19 protein-coding genes, 1 other RNA gene and 2 other annotated features are annotated in these 26,166 nt (G+C 49.0%); of the genes, 18 read left to right on the top strand and 2 right to left on the bottom strand.

Features of this window, described 5'->3' with window-relative positions:
• Nucleotides 1-20 precede the first annotated feature (20 nt).
• The gene (gene secDF / locus BW952_RS03215; protein ID WP_045849779.1) at nucleotides 21-2,282 is read left to right on the top strand and encodes a protein translocase subunit SecDF; all 2,262 of its coding nucleotides are present in this window, start codon (nucleotides 21-23) and stop codon (nucleotides 2,280-2,282) included.
• A 32-nt stretch (nucleotides 2,283-2,314) separates the two neighbouring features.
• Here secDF and BW952_RS03210 read toward each other — a convergent pair whose 3' ends face one another.
• Nucleotides 2,315-3,358, bottom strand: coding sequence for a C45 family autoproteolytic acyltransferase/hydrolase (locus tag BW952_RS03210; protein ID WP_045849778.1), 1,044 nt, complete (start codon nucleotides 3,356-3,358; stop codon nucleotides 2,315-2,317).
• A 128-nt stretch (nucleotides 3,359-3,486) separates the two neighbouring features.
• On the opposite strand from BW952_RS03210, the gene BW952_RS03205 reads away from it, so the two are divergent.
• The 10 genes from BW952_RS03205 (at nucleotide 3,487) to BW952_RS03160 (ending at nucleotide 15,731) form a co-directional block, all read left to right on the top strand.
• Nucleotides 3,487-3,819, top strand: coding sequence for a LapA family protein (locus BW952_RS03205; protein WP_045849777.1), 333 nt, complete (start codon nucleotides 3,487-3,489; stop codon nucleotides 3,817-3,819).
• A gap of 412 nt (nucleotides 3,820-4,231) precedes the next feature.
• Nucleotides 4,232-6,559 carry a single-stranded-DNA-specific exonuclease RecJ gene (gene recJ, locus BW952_RS03200; RefSeq protein WP_045849776.1) on the top strand — a complete coding sequence of 776 codons (2,328 nt, stop codon included), beginning with the start codon at nucleotides 4,232-4,234 and terminating at the stop codon, nucleotides 6,557-6,559.
• 1 nt (nucleotide 6,560) lies between these two features.
• Nucleotides 6,561-7,076 carry an adenine phosphoribosyltransferase gene (locus tag BW952_RS03195; protein WP_045849775.1) on the top strand — a complete coding sequence of 172 codons (516 nt, stop codon included), beginning with the start codon at nucleotides 6,561-6,563 and terminating at the stop codon, nucleotides 7,074-7,076.
• 117 nt (nucleotides 7,077-7,193) lie between these two features.
• Entirely contained in the window at nucleotides 7,194-9,392 is a 2,199-nt protein-coding gene (locus BW952_RS03190; protein ID WP_045849774.1) for a RelA/SpoT family protein, read from the top strand.
• A 20-nt stretch (nucleotides 9,393-9,412) separates the two neighbouring features.
• Nucleotides 9,413-9,856, top strand: coding sequence for a D-aminoacyl-tRNA deacylase (gene dtd, locus BW952_RS03185; protein ID WP_045849773.1), 444 nt, complete (start codon nucleotides 9,413-9,415; stop codon nucleotides 9,854-9,856).
• Nucleotides 9,857-9,911: 55 nt separating this feature from the next.
• Nucleotides 9,912-10,122 (top strand) — a binding site (T-box leader).
• Nucleotides 10,123-10,182: 60 nt separating this feature from the next.
• Nucleotides 10,183-11,460 carry a histidine--tRNA ligase gene (hisS, locus tag BW952_RS03180; RefSeq protein WP_045849772.1) on the top strand — a complete coding sequence of 426 codons (1,278 nt, stop codon included), beginning with the start codon at nucleotides 10,183-10,185 and terminating at the stop codon, nucleotides 11,458-11,460.
• Nucleotides 11,461-13,233, top strand: coding sequence for an aspartate--tRNA ligase (gene aspS, locus BW952_RS03175; RefSeq protein WP_045849771.1), 1,773 nt, complete (start codon nucleotides 11,461-11,463; stop codon nucleotides 13,231-13,233). It abuts the gene before it with no gap.
• Between the two features lie 90 nt (nucleotides 13,234-13,323).
• A non-coding RNA gene (ssrS, locus tag BW952_RS03170) (6S RNA) lies at nucleotides 13,324-13,509 on the top strand.
• A gap of 38 nt (nucleotides 13,510-13,547) precedes the next feature.
• A complete protein-coding gene (locus BW952_RS03165) occupies nucleotides 13,548-14,309 on the top strand; it encodes a tRNA threonylcarbamoyladenosine dehydratase (protein WP_045849770.1) in 762 nt (253 codons plus the stop codon).
• Between the two features lie 159 nt (nucleotides 14,310-14,468).
• On the top strand, nucleotides 14,469-15,731 hold the full coding sequence (locus tag BW952_RS03160; RefSeq protein ID WP_045849769.1) for an EAL and HDOD domain-containing protein: 1,263 nt from the start codon (nucleotides 14,469-14,471) through the stop codon (nucleotides 15,729-15,731).
• On the opposite strand, the gene BW952_RS03155 is transcribed toward BW952_RS03160, so the two are convergent.
• Nucleotides 15,728-17,008: a replication-associated recombination protein A gene (locus tag BW952_RS03155; RefSeq protein ID WP_045849768.1), complete on the bottom strand. Its 1,281-nt coding sequence runs from the start codon at nucleotides 17,006-17,008 to the stop codon at nucleotides 15,728-15,730. The two genes, BW952_RS03160 and BW952_RS03155, sit on opposite strands and share 4 nt — an antisense overlap.
• Before the next feature lie 176 nt (nucleotides 17,009-17,184).
• Here BW952_RS03155 and cymR point away from each other — a divergent pair, with 176 nt between their 5' ends.
• The 7 genes from cymR (at nucleotide 17,185) to alaS (ending at nucleotide 26,166) form a co-directional block, all read left to right on the top strand.
• Entirely contained in the window at nucleotides 17,185-17,604 is a 420-nt protein-coding gene (cymR, locus tag BW952_RS03150) for a cysteine metabolism transcriptional regulator CymR (protein ID WP_045849767.1), read from the top strand.
• A 12-nt stretch (nucleotides 17,605-17,616) separates the two neighbouring features.
• Nucleotides 17,617-18,750 carry a cysteine desulfurase family protein gene (locus tag BW952_RS03145; protein ID WP_094031936.1) on the top strand — a complete coding sequence of 378 codons (1,134 nt, stop codon included), beginning with the start codon at nucleotides 17,617-17,619 and terminating at the stop codon, nucleotides 18,748-18,750.
• Nucleotides 18,751-18,757: 7 nt separating this feature from the next.
• On the top strand, nucleotides 18,758-19,879 hold the full coding sequence (mnmA, locus tag BW952_RS03140) for a tRNA 2-thiouridine(34) synthase MnmA (protein WP_045849765.1): 1,122 nt from the start codon (nucleotides 18,758-18,760) through the stop codon (nucleotides 19,877-19,879).
• Nucleotides 19,880-19,957: 78 nt separating this feature from the next.
• A complete protein-coding gene (locus BW952_RS03135) occupies nucleotides 19,958-20,614 on the top strand; it encodes a tetratricopeptide repeat protein (protein ID WP_045849764.1) in 657 nt (218 codons plus the stop codon).
• A gap of 17 nt (nucleotides 20,615-20,631) precedes the next feature.
• Entirely contained in the window at nucleotides 20,632-22,998 is a 2,367-nt protein-coding gene (gene recD2 / locus BW952_RS03130) for an SF1B family DNA helicase RecD2 (protein ID WP_045849763.1), read from the top strand.
• Nucleotides 22,999-23,046: 48 nt separating this feature from the next.
• Nucleotides 23,047-23,211, top strand: a complete 165-nt coding sequence (locus BW952_RS19310; RefSeq protein ID WP_169714078.1) for a hypothetical protein — start codon at nucleotides 23,047-23,049, stop codon at nucleotides 23,209-23,211.
• 52 nt (nucleotides 23,212-23,263) lie between these two features.
• Nucleotides 23,264-23,471, top strand: a binding site (T-box leader).
• Between the two features lie 64 nt (nucleotides 23,472-23,535).
• Entirely contained in the window at nucleotides 23,536-26,166 is a 2,631-nt protein-coding gene (gene alaS, locus BW952_RS03125; protein WP_045849838.1) for an alanine--tRNA ligase, read from the top strand.

Raw genomic sequence — 26,166 nt, 5'->3', positions numbered from 1 at the left:
ATAAGGAGTGGGAATGAAGAATGGTAAAACGGAGCCGGATCGTTGCGTTTTTGCTTATTGTTGTCATGCTGTTTGGCGCAATGGGCGTAACTGCGGGCGATATCGTCAAAAATATTAAGCTTGGCCTTGATTTGCAGGGGGGCTTTGAAGTTCTTTATGAAGTGGAACCTGCACAAAAAGGACAGGAAATTACAGAAAGTACTGTAACTGACACCACTCAAGCATTAGATCGGCGTATTAATGCCCTTGGTGTCAGCGAGCCGAGTATTCAAGTAGAAGAAGGCAACCGTATTCGTGTGCAGCTGGCCGGAATTCAAGACCAGGCGCAAGCAAGAAGCCTGCTGTCTACACAGGCGAACCTTTCTTTCCGTGATGTGAACGATAATTTAATGATGGACGGAAGCGACCTTGTCGAAGGGGGAGCAGAACAGTCCTTTACGGAAACAGGCCAGCCCAATGTAGCGGTTAAATTAAAAGACAGTGATAAATTCAAAGAAGTGACCGAAAAAATAGTCGCAATGGCGCCGAACAATCAGCTGGTTATCTGGCTTGATTTTGAAGAAGGCGTTGATTCGTTTGCGGAAGAAGTGCAAAAAGAAAATCCGAAATTTTTATCTGCACCGAATGTAGATGAAGTGTTTAACACTACAGATGTCACGATTACCGGAAGCTTTACCGTTGAGGAAGCGCAGGATTTGGCCGCTTTGCTTGATGCGGGTGCGCTGCCGGTGAAGCTGAATGAAATCTACTCAACCTCTGTTGGTGCACAGTTCGGGGAGCAGGCGTTAAATGAAACCGTCCTGGCTGGTATCGTCGGGATTGCGATTATTTTCTTGTTTATGATTTTATACTACCGTTTACCGGGTATTATAGCGGTCATTACGCTGTCCGTTTTCCTTTATCTGACACTGCTTCTTTTTGACTTGATTAATGCAGTAATGACACTGCCGGGCATTGCCGCGCTTATTCTCGGTGTGGGGATGGCAGTGGATGCGAATATTATTACGGCGGAGCGTGTCCGCGAAGAAATCAAGATTGGCCGTCCGATTAAATCCGCGTTTAAAACAGGAAGCAGCAATGCCTTCTTGACTGTCGTAGATGCCAACTTGACGACACTGCTTGCCGGCAGCGTGCTTTTTTACTTTGGCACAAGCTCGGTAAAAGGATTTGCGACGACGCTCATTATTAGTATTTTGGTTAGTTTTGTGACCGCAATTTGGGGAGCAAGGGTGTTGATGAGCCTGCTTGTGAAAAGCAACTGGCTGAACAACAAGCCTGGCTGGTTCGGCGTTAAGAAAAAAGACATTCATCCGATCGAAGAAGGGTACGATGCCCTGGATCTTCCGACGAAATTTGACAAGCTGGACTTTGTCAAGCCGCACAAAAAGCTGTTTGCGTTTTCGGCGGTGGCGATTGTCGCGGGCATGATTGTTCTGGCGGTGTTCCGATTAAATCTCGGCATCGATTTTTCAAGCGGCTCGCGCATGGAGCTTCTGTCAAACGAGCCGTTAACAGAGGAAGCGGTTGAAGCGGAGCTGGATACACTCGGCTATGATGTCAATGTAACACTTGGCGGCGACAACCAGAATGTTGCGTCTGCCCGCTTTGACGAAGCACTGAACCAGCAGGAAATTGCCGAAATTAAAGCAAGCTTAAATGATGTATTCGGCACAGAGCCGAATGTTAGCACCGTATCGCCGGTGGTCGGCAAAGAATTAGCGAAAAATGCCGTCAAGGCGCTGGTCATTGCTGCGATTGGCATCATTTTGTATGTCGCATTCCGTTTTGAGCTGTACATGGGTGTCGCATCCGTTGTCGCGCTGCTTCATGATGTGTTTTTCATCATTGCGTTCTTCAGCCTGACCCGTTTGGAGGTCGACATTACATTCATTGCCGCTGTTCTGACTATTGTCGGTTATTCGATCAATGATACGATCGTAACGTTTGACCGGGTTCGTGAAAACATGGTGAAAGCAAAGAAAATCACAGAACCTGAGCAGCTTGATATGATTGTAAACAAAAGTATCCGCCAGACACTGGCGCGGTCAATCAACACCGTTTTAACCGTCGTGATCGCGGTCATTGCCTTGATCATTCTCGGAAGCACCTCCATTTTAAACTTCTCGATTGCTCTTTTGGTCGGCTTAATCGGAGGCGCCTATTCATCGATCTTCATCGCCGCGCAGCTATGGCTGATCTGGAAAAAGAAAGAGCTGAAGAAAAAAGGCAAGCTCATTACGTATAAAGAAAAGAAAACAAATACAGACGAGCTTCAAGTATAAGAAAAAGCGTCCGGCATAGCCGGGCGCTTTTTTTACATATGAACAAATTTTTCCGCTGTATCTATCTCTCCGAACAGCCGGGTAACCGGGAGCCGATTGCCGGCAAGCCACTCTTTAAAATCAATCGGCAGGGGGCGGGCGGATTCGCCGATTCCGACGAGCACCTGCAGGTTTTGCGGGTCGTACACGGTGGTGTGCAAGGTTCCGGACCAGCTGCTGTATTTTTTCTTGAAAATGCCGTGAACCGGGTTGTTAAAGGTTTCATACGCACGTGCTGCATCCAGTTCAGCATCGGCATACTGCTGAAGCAAACGAATTCGTTCGTTGGATTCGACGGTATGGTACCGGTTTTCCGTTGTCAGCTGCTCCGATGAAAAATGATTGGCGCAGGCAGAGGCGTTCCGGTTCACATGTATACCCCTTGGAGATGCTTCCACAACTGCGCTTTGCAGGGAGGCATCGTAAAGAGAGTAGTTAAAGGAATGACGGTGCGGAATAGCAGACAGAAGGGAAATGGCTTCTTCAGTTGTCGCACACGAATCAAGAACCATCCGGGCAATAACGCTGCACGTGAAGCCATCCTCAGCCCGGCGCCTGTTCACGAAATGAAAGCCGATGACCAGTCCCTGTTCATTCATGCCGTCAATCCGCCCAACCATCCGCCCGCTAATGCCGACAGAGGCATACCCGTGATCGGGCTGCCAGAGAAGCAAGCGGCCTTCATACGTTTTCGGGTGGAAGTCATAGTTTCGGGCAAAGATGCCGCCGCTCATCATCGCTGAGCAGCCACTGTTCACATCATCTGCTTGAAAACCGCTGTACTCATGAACAACGTCATATAGTGGCCAGTCGAGCGCTTCGGCTAACCCTTCAAATTCCTCCCACATCACTGGCGCATAGGTACGGAAGTATTCTTTCACCTGCTGAAAGTCAATCTCATAAGATCGAATTGATTTTTTTCGCCGATTTTGGTGAACGGAAAACAAAGCGGAGGCCTTTAACTGTTGGCCGGCTAGCAGACCAAGGTCATAATAGCTGCCCCGGCCCTGGATAACGTCGACGTAATAACGCTGCATGTGATTCCTGCTTTCTTTTTTTCTTATCGTGACCCTTATTCTTTAAAAATTCAAGGATGAAGTGTTCGGAAATGTTTAATGGCGCAAGAAAAAAGGGAAAAGAAAGGGCAGGTAAGGAGGGAAATTAGATGAAAACACAAACAGCACTTATTTTAGGCTTACTATTTGCGCTTGTCATTGCACTTTTTGCTGTGATCAACGTGGACCCGGTGACCGTGAACTATGCTTTTGGTTCCGCTCAGTGGCCGCTCATTCTTGTTATTCTATTTTCCGTTTTAATGGGCGGGCTGGCCATCTTTATGTTCAGCTTGTTCCGGACAATGGCGCTTAAGCGTCAGAACAAAGAATTGATCCGCCAAAATGAACAATTAAAAAAGGAAATGGATGAACTGAAGGTTGAACATCGTGAAGGAATCATGCCATCTGCAGATTCCACTCGATTGGCACCGGATGGAGATTAAATGAAACCAGCTGTCCAATGAGGGCAGCTGGTTTTTTCTAGTGTTGAAAAACCAACGTGTCAAGAGAATCTTAACTGTCTTTTTAAGATTGTTCTATTTTTTAGAGCAAAGGAATGGCCTGGTTTTTCTACAAAAGAAGATTCAGGGGCTCCGGGCTGCCGGCTCCGCTTTTCTGTGGGGCGAACGCTGAACCAGCCTAAAAACCGTGGCTGTTTCAGCCTGTCCGCTCGTCCCACTGAAGTCTTCGCCGGCATCTCTCCGCCCGAACTGTGTTCGTGCAAGCACAGTCGCTTTGAAAAAGAGAAGTAGTCACCTGCTTTTCATTGACATATTCTTTTTCAACACCTGGTTTTTTCTTGGTTGTTTTTTAAATCGGTGAACCGTATAATAAGTACGTTATGGGGTGAAAGATATGCTGAAACCAAAAATGCGCTGGTCTGTGAAAGAAGTGGACCAGGTGAAAAGTAAAGCGTTTGCGGAAGAAGTGGGCACGAGTCCGCTGGCTGCATCCCTTTTGCTGGGACGCGGCATAACGGATGTTCACGACGCAAAAGCGTTTTTATTCGATGAAGAAACCGAGCTGCATGATCCTTACTTATTAAAAGATATGGACAAGGCCATTCACCGTATTCAGCAGGCGAAGGAACAGGAGGAACCTGTTCTCGTTTTTGGCGACTATGATGCGGATGGTGTCAGCAGTACATCGGTCATGCTTACAGCACTGCGGGATTTTGGTGTTACGGCGGATTATTATATTCCAAACCGGTTTACGGAAGGGTATGGCCCGAATGAGCCGGCTTTTCGTCATGCGAAGGAACAAGGATTCGGGCTGATTATCACGGTGGATACGGGTATTTCCGGTGTCCATGAAGCAAGTGTAGCAAAAGAAATCGGCATCGATTTAATTATTACCGACCACCATGAGCCGGGTCCCGAGCTGCCGGATGCGCTGGCGATAATTCACCCGAACCACCCGGACGGTTCCTATCCGTTTAAGTATCTCGCGGGTGTAGGCGTCGCGTTTAAAGTAGCGCAGGCGTTATACGGACACGTGCCGGAGCACCTGCTTGATTTAGCCGCCATCGGGACCATTGCCGATTTAGTTCCCTTAAATGGAGAAAACCGTTTGCTTGCGAAAAAAGGCATTCGGGCGCTTCGGCAGTCAGAGCGGGCAGGAATTGTCGCACTCTGCAAGCAAACGGGCACAGAGCAGTCTTCCATTAACGAGGAAACGGTCGGCTTTATGATTGGGCCGCGCATTAATGCGGCAGGAAGGCTGGATGATGCCGGACCCGCTGCGGAGCTGATGCTGACAGAGGACGCGGAAGAAGCGCTTATGCTTGCGGAAGAAATTGATGCGATGAACAAAGAGCGCCAGACGATCGTAAACGAAATGGCAAAAGAAGCGATTGACATCGTGACCCGCGATTACCCGCCGGAGGACTACCCGGTCATTATCGTCGGGAAGGAAGGCTGGAATCCGGGTGTTGTCGGAATCGTTGCCTCCCGGCTGACGGATATGTTTTATCGGCCGGCCATTGTGCTTGGGTTTGATTCGGAAAAAGGCATCGCCAAAGGATCGGCCCGCAGCATTAAAGGATTTGATTTGTTTAAGAGCCTATCGACCTGCCGGGATATTTTGCCTCATTTTGGCGGGCATCCAATGGCCGCAGGTATGACGTTGTCCATACAAGATGTAGATGAACTGAGAGCCCGAATGGTGAAGATTGCGAATGAAACGCTGACAGAAGAGGATTTTACGCCAATTGTTCAAATAGATGGGGAAGCGTCCGTCAACGATATATCCGTTCAAAGCATCGAGGCGCTTCAGAAGCTGGCTCCTTTTGGCATGAACAATCCGAAGCCGCTTTTTGTGATCCGGGATGCCCAGATTGCCTCCATGAAAAAGATCGGCGCCAATCAAACGCATTTAAAAGCTGCTTTTGAACAGGACGGAAAGACGATTGACAGCGTCGGCTTCGGAATGGGCGATTATGCGGATCAGATTGCGAAAACAGCCCAGGTTTCGGTCGTTGGCGAATTATCCATTAACGAATGGAATAATATGCGCCGGCCGCAAATGATGCTGCGTGATATGAAAGTGGATGAATGTCAGCTTTTTGATATGAGAGGCGGCAAAAGCCATCTGCACTGGTTCAAGGACGTGCCTGAACCAAAAAGAGCCCTTTCATTTGAAAAAACAGCGGATCCATCCATCGTATGGCTTCAGTCAGAAGAGGAAGCGGCAGAGGTGGAGATCGACCATCAAAATGTCGTGCTCCTTAACTTACCGGAAAACGAACTGTTCATGAAGGCACTGTTTGCAGGAAAAGAACCTGCCCGTGTTTATGCTCACTTTCGGACAGAAGAAAGTCACTTTTTCAGCGCCATGCCTACACGCGAACAATTCAAATGGTATTACGGCTTTTTGTTGAAAAAAGGCGTGTTTGATATTAAGCAGCATGGAGAGCTGCTGGCGAAAAAGCAGCGGTGGCCGTATGAATCAATCCGCTTTATGTCAAAGGTGTTTTTTGAGCTTGGATTTGTTAAACTAAACGATGGAAAGATTGAAGTGCAAAAGGATGCGGACAAGCGTGATTTGAGCGAGTCGCCTGCGTATGTCAGAAAACAAACGCAATTTGACCTCGAACAAAAGCTTGTTTATTCATCTTACCGGGAACTAAAAGCCATTCTAGATGGGTGGATGCAGGAGCCTGTGCACATAGGGAGGAACAAGTGAAATGAATTTAAAAGAATACATTAAGATTGTGCCCGACTGGCCAAAGCCGGGTATTCAATTCAAGGATATTACGCCGCTGATGGATAACGGCGACGCATTCCGCTACGCGACGGATCAAATTGTGGCGTATGCACGAGAAAAACAAGCGGATTTAATTGTTGGACCTGAGGCGCGCGGATTTATCGTCGGCTGCCCGGTGGCGTATTCACTTGGCGTAGGTTTTGCGCCTGTTCGCAAAGAAGGCAAGCTGCCACGCGAAACCATCAAGGTGGAGTACGGCTTAGAGTACGGAAAAGACGTCCTGACCATTCATAAAGATGCGGTCAAGCCGGGTCAGCGTATCTTAATTACGGATGACCTGCTGGCTACTGGCGGCACCATTGACGCGACAATCAAGCTTGTCGAGCAGCTTGGCGGCGTTGTCGTCGGAATTGCATTTCTCATTGAGCTAAACTACTTGAACGGCCGTAAAAATTTAGAGGGCTACGATATTTTAACGATTATTCCATACGATTAATTCGACAAAAACCGCCCAATTCAGAAAAAAAGTGCAGGATGACTTTACATCCTGCGCTTTTTTTTCGATAATAAGAACAATTAGTTTTTTCGGAAAGGGCGAAGGTGAACAAAACATATGGCGAAAGACCAGATATTAACCGCCGACCAGGTCATTGACCGGACGCGTGCTTATTTAAATGAAGAGCACGTTGAATTTGTCCGGCGGGCGTTTGAGTATGCGAAAGAATCGCATAAGCATCAGTTTCGCAAATCAGGCGAGCCTTATATCATCCATCCGATTCAAGTAGCGGGCATACTGGCGGACCTTGAAATGGACCCGGCTACTGTCGCCTCCGGTTTTTTGCACGATGTGGTGGAGGATACAGACGTTACGCTGCAGGATTTGGCGAATGAGTTTAATGCAGAAGTCGCGATGCTCGTAGATGGTGTAACGAAGCTCGGGAAAATTAAATATAAATCAAAAGAAGAGCAGCAGGCAGAAAATCATCGGAAAATGTTCGTTGCCATGGCGCAGGATATTCGAGTGATCTTAATTAAGCTTGCGGACCGCCTTCATAATATGCGGACACTCAAGCATCTGCCGCAGGAAAAACAGCGCCGTATTTCAAATGAAACATTGGAAATTTTTGCGCCGCTCGCCCATCGTCTCGGTATGTCCAAAATCAAGTGGGAGCTTGAAGACACAGCGCTTCGCTACTTGAACCCGCAGCAATATTACCGGATCGTGAATTTAATGAAACGGAAGCGGGAAGAGCGCGAGCAGTATTTAGATGATGTGATTGATTTGATGCGGAGCCGTTTAGACGAGATGGACATAGAATCAGAAATCTCCGGCCGTCCCAAGCACATTTACAGCATTTATCGGAAAATGGCGCTTCAGCACAAGCAGTTTAATGAGATTTATGACTTGCTGGCCGTTCGCATCGTAGTAGAAAATATTAAAGACTGCTATGCGGCACTCGGGATTATCCACACATGCTGGAAGCCGATGCCAGGGCGGTTTAAGGACTACATTGCTATGCCGAAAACGAATATGTATCAGTCGCTTCACACGACGGTTATCGGACCGAAGGGTGACCCGCTGGAAGTCCAGATACGGACAGAAGACATGCACCGTATAGCGGAATTCGGTGTGGCCGCGCACTGGGCGTACAAGGAAGGCAAATCGGTTGACGAAAAAGCGTCATTTGACAAAAAAATGACCTGGTTCCGTGAAATTCTCGACTTCCAAAATGAGTCGCAGGATGCTGAGGAGTTTATGGAGTCATTAAAGCTCGACCTGTTTTCCGACATGGTTTTTGTGTTTACGCCAAAAGGCGACGTGCTTGAGCTGCCGGCAGGTTCAGTGCCGATTGACTTTGCCTACCGCATTCACTCGGAGATCGGCAATAAAACGATCGGCGCCAAGGTGAACGGCAAGATGGTCACTCTTGATTACAAGATGAAAACAGGCGATATATTGGAAATACTGACGTCCAAGCATTCGTACGGACCGAGCAAAGACTGGATTAAAATGGCGCAGACGTCCCAGGCGAAAAACAAAATCCGTCAGTTTTTCAAAAAGCAGAACCGCGAAGAAAACGTGGAAAAAGGGCTTGAAATGGTTGAGCATGAAATCAAGCAGATGGAATTTGACGTAAAAGAAGTGATGACGCAGCAAAACTTAAAGCGTGTCGCGGAAAAGTTCAACTTCCTAAATGAAGAAGATATGTATGCAGCGGTAGGCTATAACGGTGTGACGGCGCTTCAGGTGGCGAACCGCTTAACTGAAAAACTGCGCAAGCAGCGTGACCAGGAAGCCGCGCTCAACGAAGTCGTCAAAGAAATCAAGGCGCCGCCAAATCCGGCAGCTCAAAAGAAAAATGCCGGCGTGACTGTGAAAGGGATCGACAATTTGCTCATCCGCTTATCGCGCTGCTGCAACCCGGTGCCGGGCGATGACATTGTTGGCTATATTACAAAAGGACGCGGTGTGTCCGTTCACCGGCAGGATTGTCCAAATGTCACGGCGGATGATGATGCAGAAAACCGGTTGATTCCGGTTGAATGGGAATCAGGCGGTGCCAATCAAAAAGAGTATTTGGTGGATATCGAAATTTCCGGCTATGACCGGCAGGGGCTCCTGAACGAAGTGCTGCATGTCGTCAGCGAAACAAAAACCAACATATCAGCCGTATCGGGACGTTCGGACCGGAATAAGATGGCGAAAATTGACATGTCGATTTTCATCCGCAATGTGAATCATTTGCAAAAAGTGGTCGAGCGGGTCAAGCAGATTCCTGATATTTATGCCGTTCGGCGAATTATGAATTAAAAGGCAGCAGGTGTGTAGAGATGAGAGTGGTTTTACAAAGAAGCAAACAAGCAAGTGTCACCGTTGACGGAAAGGTCACGGGGCAGATTGAGTCCGGACTCGTGCTGCTCGTCGGTGTGACGCACGAAGACACGGAGCAGGATGCAGACTGGCTTGCTGAAAAAATTGTTCATTTGCGCATTTTTGAAGATGAATCGGGCAAAATGAATGAGTCACTGCTCGACCGTGGCGGCTCGATCCTGTCCGTGTCGCAGTTTACGTTATATGGAGACTGTAAAAAAGGACGCCGGCCGAATTTTATGAAGGCAGCCGGCGGCGAACAGGCAGAGAACCTATACGATGCACTGAATGAACGGCTCCGTGCGAGAGGCATTCATGTGGAAACGGGTGTATTCGGAGCCATGATGGATGTAGCACTCGTGAATGATGGACCGGTGACCCTCATCCTGGATACAAAAGATTAAGCTTGAAATAAGCGTGAAAGTTTTTTATACTTTTTTGGTGAACAATAAATAAATACAAAAGCCTGTGAGGAAGAAAAGTAGTGAAGCACGTGCCCGGACAGAGAAAAATGCCGCGACTGAGAGCATTTACGGTGTACCTTCATGAACAGACACTTCTGAGGCGTTTTTCTGAAATAAGTAGGAAAAACCGCGAATTGCGTTATCAACAAAAAGTGAAAGCTTCGGCTTTAACGAGGGTGGCACCGCGGAAAACTTCCGTCCCTGCGCATATGGCAGGGGTGGAAGTTTTTTTTGTGTCATTTTCCATATATAAGGAGGAATTGCAGATGTCAGTGAACATTCCGCGCGGCACACAGGATATTTTGCCTGGTCAGTCAGAGAAATGGCAGTACATAGAATCCATCGCCAAAGACGTTTGCCGCCGCTATCACTACAAGGAAATCCGGACGCCGATTTTCGAGCACACGGAATTATTCAAGCGCAGCGTTGGCGATACGACCGATATCGTTCAAAAAGAAATGTATACGTTTGAAGACCGGGGAGAAAGAAGCTTAACCCTTCGCCCGGAAGGAACGGCGGCTGTCGTCCGCTCCTTTGTTGAAAATAAAATGTTCGGAATCCCCGACCAGCCGGTAAAATTGTTCTACACCGGTCCGATGTTCCGCTATGAACGCCCGCAGGCAGGCCGCTACCGCCAGTTTGTTCAATTTGGTGTTGAAGCCATTGGCAGTGAGGACCCGGCGATTGATGCTGAAGTGATGGCACTCGTAATGGCGATTTACAAGGAAGCGGGATTGAAAAAGCTGAAGCTGGTTATCAATTCACTGGGGGATGCGGAAAGCAGAACGGCTCACCGGGAAGCGCTCGTTGCGCACTTTAAGCCGCGAATCGATGAATTTTGCAGCGATTGTCAATCTCGGCTAACACAAAATCCACTGCGGATTCTGGACTGCAAAAAAGACCGTGGCCACGAATTAATGGCGACAGCCCCGTCCATTTTGGATTATTTAAACGAGGAGTCAAAAGCGTACTTTGAAAAGGTCACAAGCTATTTAGATGCGATGAGCATTGAATATGTGATCGATCCGACACTCGTTCGCGGCCTTGATTACTACAATCATACGGCTTTTGAAATTATGAGTGAGGCAGAGGGCTTTGGAGCGATCACGACGCTTTGCGGCGGCGGCCGCTACAATGGCCTTGTTCAGCAGCTTGGCGGGCCGGAATCACCGGGAATCGGGTTTGCCTTCAGCATTGAACGGTTTATTGCGGCGATGGAGGCAGAGCAAGTCGAGTGGCAGGTAGACGAAGGACTCGACTGCTTTATTGTTGCGATTGGCGATGCGGCCAAAGACCGTTCGGTATCGCTCGTTCATGACGTGCGTGCTGCTGGATTGTCCGCAGACCGTGATTATCAAGATCGCAAAATGAAAGCACAGCTGAAAGCATCAGACCGTCAAAAAGCACGCTTCACCGCCATTTTAGGAGAAGATGAACTGGCGGAAAACCGGATTACAGTAAAAGACATGTCAGGCGGCACACAGGAGCAGGTGCCACTTAACGAACTGGCTGCTTATTTAAAAACAACAATGGAGGCGAACTAAATGTTTGGACGCACGTTTTATAACGGTGAAATGACCGAAGAGCATATTGGACAGGAAGTATCATTAAAAGGATGGGTGCAGCGCCGCCGTGACCTCGGAAGCGTGATTTTTATTGATTTGCGCGACCGTACAGGCATCATGCAAATCGTGTTTAACCCGGAAATCTCAGCAGATGCGCTTGCTGTCGCTGAAAGAGTCCGCAATGAATATGTACTGGATGTAAAAGGGACGATTGTAAAGCGTGATGCGGAAACGGTCAACGAAAACATTCCGACAGGGACAATTGAAGTGCACGTTACCGAAATCAATGTGCTGAGCGAAGCGAAAACACCGCCATTCATGATTGAAGACGGCACAGAGGTAAATGAAGATGTCCGCTTGAAATACCGCTACATGGATCTTCGCCGTCCGGTAATGTTTGAGACGCTGAAAATGCGCAGCGATGTGACAAAAACGATTCGTGATTATTTGGACGAAGGCGGCTTCCTGGATGTTGAAACGCCGATTTTAACAAAATCAACACCGGAAGGCGCACGTGATTACCTGGTACCGAGCCGCGTCCATCCGGGTGAGTTCTATGCGCTTCCGCAGTCGCCGCAAATCTTCAAGCAGCTCCTGATGGTATCTGGTGTAGACCGCTACTACCAAATTGCCCGCTGCTTCCGTGATGAAGACTTGCGTGCAGACCGCCAGCCGGAATTTACACAGGTCGATATTGAAACGAGCTTTATGAGCCAGGAAGACATTATGCAAATGACTGAGGAAATGCTGAAAAAAGTCATGAAGCGTGTGAAAAATGTGGAGATCGACGGCTCGTTCCAGCGCATGACATATGACGAGGCAATGAACCGTTTTGGATCGGACAAGCCGGATACCCGCTTTGGCCTGGAATTAATCGATATGGCAGACGTTGTACGCGGTTCAGGCTTTAAAGTGTTTGCGCAGGTTGTGGAATCAGGCGGCCAGGTGAAAGCCCTTTGTGTACCAGGTGGCGGCGAGAAGTATTCACGTAAAGACATTGATAACTTAACGGAATTTGCGGCGATTTACGGAGCAAAAGGCCTTGCGTGGCTGAAGGTTGAAGAGGATGGAATGAAGGGGCCGATCATCAAGTTCTTTACAGAAGAAGAGCAGGCGAAAATGCTCGAAACAGCCGGCGCAAAGACAGGCGATTTGATCATGTTTGTCGCTGACAAAAAGCAGGTTGTCGCCGATGCCCTTGGTGCGCTTCGCTTAAAGCTTGGCAAAGAGCTCGGCATGATTGATGAGTCGACTTACAATTTCCTTTGGGTGACGGACTGGCCGCTGCTTGAGTATGACGAAGAAGCAGGCCGCTATTTCGCCGCTCACCACCCGTTCACAATGCCGTTCCGTGACGACTTGGATAAAATGGAATCAGACCCGGGTGCCGTTCGTGCACAGGCGTATGACATCGTATTGAACGGTTACGAGCTAGGCGGCGGCTCGATCCGTATTTTCGAACGCGACGTACAGGAAAAAATGTTCAAGCTGCTTGGCTTTACAGACGAGCAGGCGAAAGAACAATTCGGCTTCCTGCTGGATGCATTTGAATATGGCACACCTCCACACGGCGGTATTGCCCTTGGTCTTGACCGTTTGGTTATGCTTCTTGCCGGCCGGACAAACCTGCGTGACACCATTGCGTTCCCGAAAACGGCCAGTGCATCAGATGTGTTGATGGATGCACCGGGAGAAGTAGCGCAGCCGCAGCTTGAAGAGCTTCATTTGCGGGTAAGTCAGACCGCTAAATAAGCAAAAAGACATATTTTTAATTTTCTGATAAGTTTTGATGGTTCTTAGTTGACCTTCAAAAAAACGTGTGATAATATGATTCCAATGAGGCGAATCCTAATGTGTACGTTAGTTACACATTCTGTTTTGACCGAACACTATATGTTTGGGAGTCTGAGTTTTTGGACTGCGCACATGCCCTTTGCGGGGACTTGCAACGCCCGAAACAGGGCACCCACCTGCTGTAGAGCGGGTTCAAAACATATGTTTTACAACGACGGCACGATTGGGATTCGCCGTCTTTTTTTATGCTTAAAAACAGGAGTGATTTTTCGATGCTTCACCAATTTTCACGAAATGAACTGGCTTTTGGCGAAGAAGGCCTTGAGCTGTTAAAAGGAACAACCGTTGCCGTTCTAGGCATCGGCGGCGTCGGCTCGTTTTCAGCAGAGGCGCTGGCTCGATCCGGTGTCGGGCGCTTAATACTCGTTGATAAAGACGTCATTGATATTACGAACGTCAACCGCCAGCTGCCTGCGCTTCTGTCAACAGTCGGACAGCCGAAAGCGGACTTAATGAAAGAACGGATAGCCGATATAAATCCTGAGTGTGAAGTCATCGCACTAAAGATGTTTTATACAGAAGAAACGTACGAAGAATTTTTCAGCTACGGCCTTGATTATGTAGTTGACGCGTCGGATACGATTTCATTTAAAATCCATTTAATGAAGGAATGCCTAAAGCGTGAGATTCCGATCATCTCCAGCATGGGGGCAGCCAATAAAATGGACCCGACGCGTTTTACTATTGCGGATATTTCCAAAACTCACACCGATCCGATTGCCAAAGTGATTCGGACACGTCTGCGTAAAGAAGGCATAAAAAAAGGCATTCCGGTCATTTTCTCCGATGAAAGCCCGATTGTCATTCGGGAGGACGTACGGAAGGTTGTCGGCAAAGAGGACGCCGAGATCCGCAAAGCCAAAATGCCGCCTGCTTCCAACGCTTTTGTGCCGTCGGTTGCCGGTCTGATTGCGGCAAGCTGGGTCGTCCGAGATATTTTAAAGGACATTAAAATTGCCCGTGTGAATGATTAACAAACGAATACGCTAAAACCGTTTTCTGCCCGATGCTTGAGGGAGGAAGCGGTTTTTTTATTGTCTGAATAGGCATCCTCTTTTTTAAAAATGAAACCAAGACTTTTTAACTGCTTTTTGGTATAATTTCCTTGTTAAATAGCGAGGAGCGTAGGGGAAATGGATATTTTTATGGCCCGACAGCCAATTTTTGATGCACAGGAAAATGTTTTTGCGTACGAGCTGCTTTACCGAAACAGCGAATTAAACGCCTTTCCGGACATAAGCCGCGATCAAGCGACAATTGAAGTGCTGGTGCATTCCTTTGTGACGGTAGGTGTCGATAAGATTGCCCATGGCAGACCATGTTTTATCAATTTTACAGAAGCCCTGCTCCAGCAGCGGATAGCGGAAAACTTCAACCCGAATCATGTTGTGATTGAAGTGCTCGAGGATGTGCCGATCACACCGGAGCTGATCAGCACGCTTCGAACGCTGAAGTGGCAAGGATATTCCATTGCGCTCGATGACTTTGTAATGGAGGAGCATGTCGAATTATACGATGAGCTGTTTATGCTGACGACGTACATTAAAGTGGATTTTATGAACTCGACGCGTCTGCAGCGATTGATGATTGAGAAAAAGGTGCAAAAGCAGTTTCCGCATATCCGGCTGCTGGCGGAAAAAGTGGAAACGAGAGAAGAGTTTGAGCAGGCGAAACGATCCGGCTACTCTTTGTTTCAAGGCTACTTTTTTTCAAAGCCGCAGCTGATCCGTTCTGCTGACATGCCTTCTAGTGTCGTGTCTTACTTTCATTTAAGCCAGCTGTTAAAGCAGGATGATGCGGATATTGAAGATGTCTGCCGAATTATCGAGAAAGACGTGCCGCTGTCCTACAATTTGCTTAAGCTGGTGAATTCCCCTGCTCTCAGAACAAAAGCGACAATTAAATCGATCCGGCAGGCGATTATGATGCTTGGTTTTATTGAGCTGTCAAAATGGCTTTATGTGCTGGCCCTGCGGGAAATTAAGAGAAGCGACGACAGCGGCCGGTCCAATGAAATAATGGCGTCTGCTTTGTTTCGGGCAAAGGCGTGTGAGCTGCTGGCAAAATCAACGCAGGCGGGCAATGCCTCCGAGTTTTTTCTGGCAGGTATGTTTTCGCTCGTTGATGTCCTGATGAACAAAGAAATGTCCGATATTCTCGCGCAGGTTCCGCTGTCCGACACTGTGAAAGAAACCTTGCTCGATGCCGATACCATCATTACGCCTTTTTTACGGCTTGTGCGGGCGATGGATGAAGTGAACTGGCATGCAATTGAAGAAAAAGCGGCTGAGCTGCACATCGGATCTGGCCTTCTTCAGCAAATTTACGAGGAAGCGAGACAATGGTCAAACGAAGTCACCGACTACGCTGCTGAAGAAACCCACACGTCCCTTTAACGTGTGGGTTTCTTTTGGCTTTTTTCGATTTTTTCGTACACGCTGGCCAGAGCTTGTTCGAATTTGCCGGTTGCTTTTGGCTCGAAGTACCGCTTTTGCTTGAGTGTATCCGGCAAATATTGCTGAGCGACCCAGCCACTGTCAAAATCATGCGGATACTGATAGTCAACACCTCGTCCGAGCTTGGCGGCGCTTTTATAATGCGCATCTTTTAAATGGGCAGGGACTTCACCGGCACGGCCGGCACGGATATCGGACAGCGCGGCATCGATCGCCTTGTAGGCCGAATTGGATTTCGGCGACAGGCAAAGCTCGACAACGGCATTCGCCAGCGGAATTCGTGCCTCGGGAAACCCGAGCCGCTCTGCTGCTTCAACGGCTGACAGTGTGCGTTCGCCCGCCTGGGGGCTTGCGAGGCCAATGTCTTCATAGGCAATGACAATCAAGCGGCGGGCAATGCTGACGAGGTCGCCCGCTTCGATCAGTCTGGCCAAATAATGCAGCGCGGCATTCACATCGCTGCCCCGAATCGATTTCTGAAAAGCGCTTAACACGTCGTAATGCGCATCGCCGTCTTTGTCGTGGGCAAAGCTTTTTCGCTGAAGGCATTCTTCAGCCGCTTCAAGCGTCACATGGATCACATTTTGTTTATCGGGCTTTGTCGATGTAACCGCCAGCTCCAAGGCGTTTAATGAGCTGCGGACGTCACCGCCGGACGCAGAAGCAAAATGATCCAGTGCTTCTTTATCCACGCTCGTCTGCAAAGCGCCGAGTCCACGTTCATCATCCTCCAATGCCTGCTGCAAAAGCTTTTTCACTGATTCCGGCTCCAGCAGCTTTACCTCAAAGATTTGACAGCGGCTGCGGATCGCCGGGTTGATGGCGTGGTACGGGTTGCTCGTCGTAGCGCCAATTAAAATAATCATGCCGTTCTCTAAAAAAGGAAGCAAATAGTCCTGCTTTGCTTTATCCAGCCGGTGCACCTCGTCCAACAGCAAAATAACGGTTCCGGACATTTTTGCTTCAGCGGCGACGATTTCCATATCCTTTTTATTGCTCGTTACCGCATTCAGCATGCGAAACGCGTACTGTGTCGTTCCGGCAATGGCGCTGGCGATCGACGTTTTTCCTGTGCCGGGCGGTCCGTATAAAATCATAGAAGACAGCTTTTTCGCTTCTGTCATTCGACGGATAATTTTTCCTTCTCCGGTTAAATGCTCCTGGCCCACGACTTCATCAATCGTGCGGGGCCTCATTCGAAAAGCGAGCGGCTTCATGGCAATCCCTCTTTCTCCGTTCTGTTATTGGATTAACTGTATCATGATTGATAATTGATGAAAAGAAAGTCAAATCGTGGTCTGACCAATACCCAAGTATTCCGGCATGTTTTTTGCCCCAGTATAATGATATACTAAACGAACCATTGGATTAATCAGAAGAGGGGCCATAATAGATGAGAATTTCAACAAAAGGACGGTACGGATTAACGATTATGATCGAGCTTGCGAAACGTCACGGAGAAGGACCAACGTCGCTGCGTGTCATTGCAGGTACGCATAACTTATCTGAACATTACCTGGAGCAGCTTATTGCGCCGCTCCGCAATGCAGGCTTTGTGCGGAGCATTCGCGGTGCGTACGGCGGTTACGTACTGGGGCATGAACCAGAAGAGATCACAGCCGGCGACATTATTCGAGTGCTTGAAGGACCGATTACCCTTGTGGAGGGAATTGAAGAAGAAGAACCGGCTAAACGGGAATTGTGGATTCGGATCAGTGAAGCAATTAAAGGTGTTTTAGAAAATACAACACTTGAAGATTTAGCCAATCATACAGCAGCCGGTGAGTCCGATGCGTATATGTTTTATATTTAAAGAGGTGGCAGCATAATGAACATTTATTTAGATCATGCGGCAACATCCCCGGTGCACACGGAAGTGGCGTCTAAGATGCTTGACGTCCTGACGGGCACGTACGGGAATCCGTCCAGCATCCATTCATTCGGCCGTGATGCGCGCAGGATTGTCGATGAAGCAAGAAACACGGTAGCGGCCGCATTGGGCGCGAACTTTCAGGATATTGTGTTTACAGGAAGCGGCACCGAGTCGGATAACATGGCGATTTTCGGTGCTGCCCGCTCCCAAAAACCCGGGCATATCATCACAACAGCGATCGAGCATCATGCGGTGCTGCATGCGTGCAAGGCGCTGCATAAGGACGGCTTTGACGTCACGTACTTGCCTGTTAATGAACAGGGGATCGTTTCGTTAGAAGAGGTGGAAAAAGCGCTTCGTGAAGATACGGTGCTCGTGACGATTATGTATGGCAATAACGAAGTGGGGTCTATTCAGCCGATCCGAGAAATCGGTCAGCTGCTGAAGGATCATCCGGCTCTTTTTCACGTGGACGCTGTTCAGGCCTTTGGCATTTTGCCGATAGATGTGAACGAGCTGAATGTGGATCTGTTGTCCGTGTCGGGCCACAAAATTAACGGACCAAAAGGAATCGGTGCGCTTTATGTACGGCAGGGTACTTTATTAGAGCCCATGCTGCACGGCGGCGAGCAGGAGCGGAAACGCCGGGCAGGCACAGAGAATACGGCGGCTATTGCCGGGATGGCAGAAGCCGTTGCCATTGCCGAAAAGACCCGTGAAGCCCGCGCAGCACAATACACGGAATTTAAAAAGACATTTACCGAAACTCTTGCAGCGTCAGGAGCGGATTTTCAAGTAAACAGCGATCTTGAACAATCACTGCCCCATGTGCTAAACTTATTTTTTCCCGGAACGGATGTGGAAGCTTTTTTAGTGAATCTTGATATGGCGGGCATTGCGGCTTCAAGCGGCTCAGCTTGCACAGCAGGAGCGATTGAGCCATCCCATGTGCTGACAGCCATGTTTGGCGCTGAATCTGAAAAACTCCGCTCTTCGATTCGGTTCAGTTTCGGCTTAAACAATACACAAGAGCAAATTCAACAAGCCGCCGTTCAAACAGCGGATATCGCAAAGCGGCTCAAATAGAAAGAGGATGAAAACGATGAAAGCTCCGAAAGACACTCGTGTTGTCGTTGGCATGTCAGGAGGCGTGGATTCTTCTGTTGCAGCGCTTCTGTTAAAGGAGCAAGGGTACGACGTGGTCGGCATCTTTATGAAAAACTGGGATGATACCGATGAAAACGGCGTCTGTACAGCGACTGAGGATTATGATGATGTGATCCGTGTCTGCAACCAGATCGGCATTCCATATTATGCAGTCAATTTTGAAAAGCAGTACTGGGATAAAGTGTTCACTTATTTCCTGGATGAGTACAAAGCCGGCCGGACACCGAATCCGGATGTGATGTGCAACAAGGAAATTAAGTTTAAAGCTTTTCTTGATCACGCAATGAAGCTGGGCGCTGATTACCTGGCGACCGGACATTACGCAAGAATTGACCGGTCAAGCGATGGCGTGAAAATGCTTCGCGGCGTAGACAACAACAAAGACCAGACGTATTTCTTAAATCAGCTGTCGCAAAGCCAGCTGGATAAAGTCATGTTCCCGATCGGAGAGCTTGAGAAAAAGCGGGTGCGGGAAATCGCGGCGGAAGCCGGACTTGCCACCGCGTCTAAAAAGGACTCAACGGGCATCTGCTTTATTGGCGAGCGGAACTTCAAAGAGTTTTTAGGCCAGTATTTGCCTGCGCAGCCAGGAGACATGGTGACGTTTGACGGGCGTAAAATGGGCCGTCATGACGGATTGATGTATTACACCATCGGCCAGCGCCACGGTCTTGGCATTGGCGGCAGCGGCGAGCCGTGGTTTGTCGGCGGCAAAAACCTGCAAACGAATGAACTGTATGTGGTGCAGGGCTTTCACCATGAATCGCTTTATTCCGATTCACTGGATGCGGTGCAGATGGGCTTTACGACAGATGAAGAAATGCCGCAAACGTTCCATTGCACGGCGAAATTCCGTTACCGCCAGGCGGATACTGGCGTGACGGTTGAACGGACAGGTGAGGGCACTGCCCGCATTGTGTTTGACGAACCGGTCCGTGCCATTACCCCGGGGCAGGCTGTTGTATTATACGACGGCGACATTTGCCTTGGCGGAGGCACGATTGACAAAGTGTATAAAGAAAACAAACAGCTCGATTTTGTCGGCTAATGACGATCCGCTCCTTTACACGTGGGGCGGATTTCTTTGTTATAATGAAGAAAAAAATAAGCGGAGGCATCACATTATATGGATAAAAATCAGCAGGGGATTGCATTGCTACAAGAAGGAAAATGGGAGGACGCATTAAAGCTGTTCACTGAACAAATTGAGGAAATGCCGAACGATCCGGCCGCGTATATTAATTTCGGCCATGTGCTTGCCGAAATGAACGATGGAGAGCGGGCGCTGAAATTTTATGAAAAAGCGGTCGAAGTAGATCCTGCTTCAAGCGCGGCACACTACGCACTCGGTTCGTTTTATTTCAGCGGGGAACGCTTTGAAGAATCGGCACAATCATTTGAAAGAGCCATTCGGAACGGCATGGAAGAAGCAGATGCGTTCTTTATGCTCGGTCTGTCTTTTCTATATTTGGATCAAACGGTGATGGCGCTTCCTTATTTAATGCGTTCTGTGGAGCTTGACGAAGAGGACGTGGAAGCCCGTTTTCAGTTTGCGCTCGCTTTAGCGAAAACCGAGCAGTACGAGGAAGCCGAGAAAAACCTGCAAATCGTCATCAGCCGGGAGCCTGATCACGCGGATGCGTTTTACAACCTTGGTGTGTTGTACGCCGGGCACTTCGAGCAGCCGTCAGAAGCGCACCGATATTTCGACCGGGCACTGGACATCCAGCCGGACCATATGCTGGCAGGCTACGGGAAAAAATTACTGGAGAAATCTGAATAAAAGAGGTGACCGGCGTTGTGCAGGAGAAACGCGATTTATTTACAGAAGGAGAACAGTTTTTAAAAGGCCGCCATATTGTGACGATTTTCCGCAACAATGAAAACTTTTACACAGTGCTGCGGGTGCGTGTGGCAGAAACGGATGGCACCTATAAGGAAAAAGAAGCGGTGGTCACGGGGTATTTCCCGGCGGTGCATGAGCATGAAATGTACATCTTTCATGGTCATTTCAAAGACCACCCCCGCTTTGGCCGTCAGTTTATCGCCCGCACGGCTCAAAAGGAAATGCCGCAGACAAAGCAGGGGCTGATCACGTATTTGTCGGGGGATTTATTTAAAGGAATCGGCAAAAAAACAGCCGAGACGATTGTCGAGACGCTGGGCGAACAGGCCATTTCAAAAATTATTTCGGACAAAAGCTGCCTCAAGCAGGTGCCAAAGCTTCCCGTAGAAAAAGCGGACGTTCTGTACGACACCCTCATGAAGCATCAGGGACTCGAGCAAATCATGGTTACGCTTAACGAGTTCGGCTTTGGCCCGCAGCTGTCGATGAAAATTTATCAAATGTACTATGAGGACTCGCTCGCGATTATTCAGGAAAACCCGTACCGTCTCGTGGAGGACATTGAAGGGATTGGGTTCATCCGTGCCGATGAAATCGGTGCCCAGATCGGCATTACGGGCGGGCATCCGGACCGCTTAAAAGCAGCGATCCTGTATGCACTGGAGCAAAAATGCCTGCAGGACGGCCATTGCTATGTGGAAGCGGAGGAGCTGCTCCGAATCGTGAAGGAGCTGCTGGACAAAAGTGCAAACGGAACGGCGGAATTCGATGAGATTGCCAAACGTCTCGTTGGGCTGGAGGAGGAAGGGAAGGTAGCAGGCGAAAATAAGCGGGTGTATATGCCGTCTCTTTATTTCTCTGAAAAAGGGCTTGTCACGAACATTAAGCGTGTACTGGACCAGGAGCAGCAGTCCTTTCCCGAATCGGAATTTTTATTAACGCTCGGGGAGCTGGAGGACCGGACCGGCATTTCGTATGCGCCGTCACAAAAGGAAGCGATCCAGACCGCCCTGTCATCGCCCTTAATGATTTTAACCGGCGGACCCGGAACTGGAAAAACAACGGTGATTAAAGGAATTGTTGAGCTGTATGGAGAGCTTCATGGTCTTTCGCTTGACCCGAAAAAATATGATAAGGATGAGCCGTTTCCCATTAAGCTGTGCGCACCAACAGGACGTGCCGCTAAACGAATGATGGAGTCCACCGGCTTGCCGGCGGTCACGATTCACCGGCTGCTCGGCTTTACCGGACAGGAAGACCCGGAGGAAGAAGGCAACGCCATTGGCGGGCGGCTGCTAATCATTGACGAAGCGTCAATGGTTGATATATGGCTGGCTCATCAATTATTTAAAGCGATCCCGGACGATATGCAGGTGATTATAGTTGGAGACGAAGATCAGCTGCCATCTGTCGGTCCGGGCCAGGTGCTCAAGGATTTGCTGGCCTCCCAAACGGTTCCTTCTGTACGGCTGACCGACATATACCGGCAGGAGGAAGGTTCGTCCATTATCAGTCTCGCTCACAGCATTAAAGACGGCATCGTGCCGGATACACTTGTCAGTCCGCAAAAGGACCGCTCCTTTATCCGGTGCGGAACCGGGCAAATTGCCGATGTTATTCAAAAGGTCGTGAAAAACGCAGCCGGAAAAGGATTTGAAGCCCGGGATATCCAGGTGCTGGCGCCGATGTACAAAGGGCCAGCCGGCATTGATAAATTAAACGAGGTGCTGCAGCAGGTACTGAACCCGAATGAAGACGGGCGGCGGAAAGAGATTGTCTTCGGTTCTGTGAAATACCGGATTGGCGACAAAGTGCTGCAGCTCGTCAACCAGCCGGAGCAAAATGTGTTTAACGGCGATATCGGGGAAATTGTCTCAGTTTTTTACGCAAAGGAAAACACCGAGAAAGAAGACATGGTCATCGTGTCGTATGAAGGAAACGAAGTGACGTACACCCGGAACGATTTAAATCAGATTACCCATGCGTTTTGCTGCTCGATTCATAAATCGCAGGGGAGTGAGTTCAAGGTCGTTATCCTTCCTGTTGTCAAAAGCTATTACCGGATGCTGAGAAGAAATCTGCTGTATACGGCGATTACGCGCAGCAAGCAGTTTTTAATTTTATGCGGGGAGGAAGAAGCGTTTCAAATCGGCATTGCCCGCAATGATGATTTAATCCGCAAAACGGCCCTCGCAGAGCGTCTGTCCGAAGAAGAAGGTGCACAGACGTCAAATGGACCGCTGACCGAAGAAACGTGGATGACAGCAGACCCGATGATCGGAATGGATGGCGTGACGCCGTTTGATTTTATGGCTGTATAAAAGCGGCGGGAACCGGTCATACTGAAGGCAAAAACAGGAGGGATCATTTTGCAATCGTGTCCGAACTGTGGAAGCCGGGAAGTAGGCCGGATTGGCTCCGACCACTATTACTGCCATGACTGCTGTGTGGAAATGTCTGAGCTTGAAGGCGGCCTCGTCATTCATCAAGTGGAAGAGGATGGAACGCTTATTCCACTTGATGACTGGACGTAAGTGTCATTGACAAACACTTCATTCCTTTTTATAATTCGGGTAGAAGAATTTGGACAAATCGAAGAAGGACAAAAGTACATCATAGCCCATTCAAAGAGAGAAGTGCTCCCGGCTGAAAAGCACTTCGGATGAAGAATGATGGAAAGCTGTGTCCTGAGTGCAGCAAACACTGCCGTGGGCCGCGTTAAGGCATTTGAGAGGCCGGTGTCTTTGTTGAACCGGCAATCAGGGTGGTACCGCGAACAAGCTTCGTCCCTGTTAGGGATGAGGCTTTTTTTGCTGTTCTTTTTTCGGCTTGTATACATATTGAAGGAGGATGAAATGATGAAAACATTAACAGGTGCGGATATTCGCCGCCTTTATTTAGAATTTTTTCAGGAAAAGGGACACCGGGTGGAGCCAAGTGCACCGCTTGTTCCGATTGACGACGCCAGCCTGCTCTGGATTAACAGCGGTGTGGCAACATTAAAAAAATACTTTGACGGACGAATCATTCCGGACAATCCGCGCATCACCAATGCCCAAAAATCAATTCGGACGAACGATATTGAGAATGTCGGCAAAACAGCGCGCCATCATACCTTTTTTGAAATGCTGGGCAATTTCTCAATCGGGGAATATTTCAAAACAGAAGCGATTCACTGGGCATGGGAATTTCTAACTGATGACAAATGGATCGGGTTTGATCCGGAAAAATTGTCTGTCACCATTCATCCGGAAGATGAAGAAGCGTATTTGATCTGGAAAAACGAAGTCGGAGTGCCGGATGAGCGTATTATTCGCCTGGAAGGAAACTTCTGGGACATTGGCGAGGGACCATCGGGACCGAATACGGAAATTTTCTATGACCGCGGACCGGAATACGGAGCGGACGAGAAAGACCCTGAGCTATACCCGGGCGGCGAAAACGACCGCTATTTAGAAGTATGGAATCTTGTCTTCTCTGAATTTAACCACAACCCGGACGGCACCTACACACCGCTGCCAAAGAAAAACATCGATACCGGCATGGGGCTTGAGCGGATGGCGTCTGTCGTTCAAAACGTACCGACTAACTTTGACACGGATCTGTTTATGCCGATTATTCGTGAAACCGAGCGTATTTCCGGAGAACAGTACCGTGTAGATCCGGAAAAAGACACCGCGTTTAAAGTCATTGCCGACCACATCCGGACCGTTGCTTTCGCCATTGGAGACGGGGCGCTTCCGTCCAATGAAGGGCGCGGCTACGTTCTTCGCCGCCTGCTTCGCCGTGCGGTTCGCTACGCCAAGCAAATCGGCATTAACCGCCCATTTATGTTTGAATTGGTGCCTGTTGTTGGCGAGGTGATGAATGACTACTATCCGGAAGTAAGCGATAAAGCCGCGTTTATCCAAAAAGTCATTAAAAACGAAGAAGAACGGTTCCATGAAACGCTTCATGAAGGTCTGGCCATTTTGTCGGCTGTGATCAAAAAAGCAAAGGAATCCGGTTCAGGCACGGTTGATGGCGCAGATATTTTCCGCTTGTATGACACGTATGGCTTCCCGGTCGAGTTAACAGAGGAATATGCAGAAGAAGAAGGAATGAAAGCTGATCATGCTGGCTTTGAGCGTGAAATGAAGCAGCAGCGGGACCGCGCGCGTGCAGCCCGTCAGGATACGGATTCCATGCAGGTGCAGGGCGGTGTACTGTCTTCTGTAAAAGAAAAAAGCACATTCACCTACGACAAGCTGACGGTTGACACGACGGTCGCGGTGTTGTTAAAAGACGGTGCGTTTGCGGACGAAGCGCATGAGGGCGATGAAATTCAATTTATTTTAAGCGAAACGCCATTTTACGCAGAAAGCGGCGGTCAAATTGCTGACCGGGGCGTGCTTGAATCAGAGACAGTGCGCATCAGCGTACTGGACGTACAAAAAGCGCCAAACGGCCAAAACGTGCACCGTGCGGTCGTGGAAAGCGGCACAATCGCTGCAGGCAGTGCAGTAACGGCGAAAGTCGACGTTTTATCGCGGAGCAAAATTGTGAAAAACCATACAGCGACGCACTTAATGCACCAGGCATTAAAGGATGTTCTCGGCACGCACGTGAATCAAGCCGGTTCACTCGTTGAAACAGGCCGCCTCCGCTTTGACTTTTCTCACTTCGGCCAGGTAACAGCAGATGAAATCGCACAGGTGGAAACGATCGTTAATGAAAAAATCTGGCAAGGTCTAGCAGTGGAAACGGCGATGAAGCCGATTGCGGAAGCCAAAGCGATGGGTGCGATGGCGCTGTTCGGCGAAAAGTACGGCGACATCGTCCGTGTGGTGTCGATCGGCGACTACAGCCTGGAGCTTTGCGGCGGCTGCCACGTGATCAATACGGCGGAAATCGGCTTGTTTAAGGTGCTGTCTGAAGGCGGCATTGGTGCCGGTACACGCCGGATTGAAGCCGTAACAGGAGAAGGCGCGTTCCGTTACTTAAACGATCAGGCGAATTTGTTAAAAGACGCAGCGGCGAAGCTTAAGACAAACCCGAAAGACATTTTAGTGAAAGCGGACAGCCTGCAAGCGGAAATGCGCGATTTGCAGCGTGAAAATGAATCACTTTCGAAAAAATTGTCCAATATAGAAGCAGGAAGCCTGACTGACCGGATTGAAACGGTGAATGGTGTGCAATTGCTTGCTGCACAGGTAGAGGCTCCGGACATGAACGCGCTTCGTACAATGGCAGATGAGTTAAAGCAAAAAGTCACGCCAGGCGTGATTGTTCTCGTCGCTGCAGCGGACGGCAAAGTCAACGTCGTTACAGCTGTCACGGGCGGGCTGACGGAAGGAGGCTTCCATGCCGGCAAGCTTGTCAAAGAAGTAGCAGGCGTTCTTGGCGGCGGTGGTGGCGGCCGTCCGGATATGGCTCAGGCAGGCGGCAAAGATGCGTCGAAAATCGACGAAGCACTACAATCTGCTGCCGAGTGGGTTAAATCCATTTGA

The organism is Domibacillus enclensis (genome assembly GCF_900156125.1).
Classification (GTDB): domain Bacteria; phylum Bacillota; class Bacilli; order Bacillales; family Domibacillaceae; genus Domibacillus; species Domibacillus enclensis.
The sequence above is the reverse complement of the archived record's forward strand: the minus strand, read 5'-3'. Positions and strand labels throughout refer to the sequence as shown.